This window comes from Pseudomonas sp. GW823-FHT06B06, assembly GCF_058795195.1.
Genome location: NZ_JBXAHO010000084.1, coordinates 1,700 through 3,293 on the forward strand (window position 1 = coordinate 1,700; position 1,594 = coordinate 3,293).

Annotated in this window: 1 rRNA gene (only partly in view); it reads right to left on the bottom strand. The window is 50.3% G+C overall.

Annotation, left to right across the window (positions count from 1 at the left end):
• A 23S ribosomal RNA gene (locus tag AC1Q8Q_RS32040) occupies positions 1–1,473 on the bottom strand; it reaches 1,460 nt to the left of the window's first position.
• Positions 1,474–1,594: the final 121 nt, after the last annotated feature.

A 1,594-nucleotide genomic window follows, 5' to 3' on the forward strand; every position in this document is an offset into this window, starting at 1 on the left:
TCAGCCTACCACCTTAAACTTGGACAACCAACGCCAAGCTGGCCTAGCCTTCTCCGTCCCTCCATCGCAATAACCAGAAGTACAGGAATATTAACCTGTTTTCCATCGACTACGCTTTTCAGCCTCGCCTTAGGGACCGACTAACCCTGCGTCGATTAACGTTGCGCAGGAAACCTTGGTCTTTCGGCGTGGGTGTTTTTCACACCCATTGTCGTTACTCATGTCAGCATTCGCACTTCTGATACCTCCAGCAAGCTTCTCAACTCACCTTCACAGGCTTACAGAACGCTCCTCTACCGCATCACCCGAAGGTGATACCCGTAGCTTCGGTGTATGGTTTGAGCCCCGTTACATCTTCCGCGCAGGCCGACTCGACTAGTGAGCTATTACGCTTTCTTTAAAGGGTGGCTGCTTCTAAGCCAACCTCCTAGCTGTCTAAGCCTTCCCACATCGTTTCCCACTTAACCATAACTTTGGGACCTTAGCTGACGGTCTGGGTTGTTTCCCTTTTCACGACGGACGTTAGCACCCGCCGTGTGTCTCCCATGCTCGGCACTTGTAGGTATTCGGAGTTTGCATCGGTTTGGTAAGTCGGGATGACCCCCTAGCCGAAACAGTGCTCTACCCCCTACAGTGATACATGAGGCGCTACCTAAATAGCTTTCGAGGAGAACCAGCTATCTCCGAGCTTGATTAGCCTTTCACTCCGATCCACAGGTCATCCGCTAACTTTTCAACGGTAGTCGGTTCGGTCCTCCAGTCAGTGTTACCTAACCTTCAACCTGCCCATGGATAGATCGCCCGGTTTCGGGTCTATTCCCAGCGACTAGACGCCCTATTAAGACTCGCTTTCGCTACGCCTCCCCTATTCGGTTAAGCTCGCCACTGAAAATAAGTCGCTGACCCATTATACAAAAGGTACGCAGTCACCCAACAAAGTGGGCTCCCACTGCTTGTACGCATACGGTTTCAGGATCTATTTCACTCCCCTCTCCGGGGTTCTTTTCGCCTTTCCCTCACGGTACTAGTTCACTATCGGTCAGTCAGTAGTATTTAGCCTTGGAGGATGGTCCCCCCATATTCAGACAAAGTTTCTCGTGCTCCGTCCTACTCGATTTCATGACTAAGAGATTTTCGCGTACAGGGCTATCACCCACTATGGCCGCACTTTCCAGAGCGTTCCGCTAATCTCAAAGCCACTTAAGGGCTAGTCCCCGTTCGCTCGCCACTACTAAGGGAATCTCGGTTGATTTCTTTTCCTCAGGGTACTTAGATGTTTCAGTTCCCCTGGTTCGCCTCTTGCACCTATGTATTCAGTACAAGATAACCATCTTATGATGGCTGGGTTCCCCCATTCAGACATCTCCGGATCAAAGTCTGTTTGCCGACTCCCCGAAGCTTTTCGCAGGCTACCACGTCTTTCATCGCCTCTGACTGCCAAGGCATCCACCGTATGCGCTTCTTCACTTGACCATATAACCCCAAGCAATCTGGTTATACTGTGAAGACGACATTCGCCGAAAATTCGAATTTCTCAACTAAGAGAACTCACAAATTTTACCTTAGCCTGATCCGTTACCAGTGAAAGTAACGT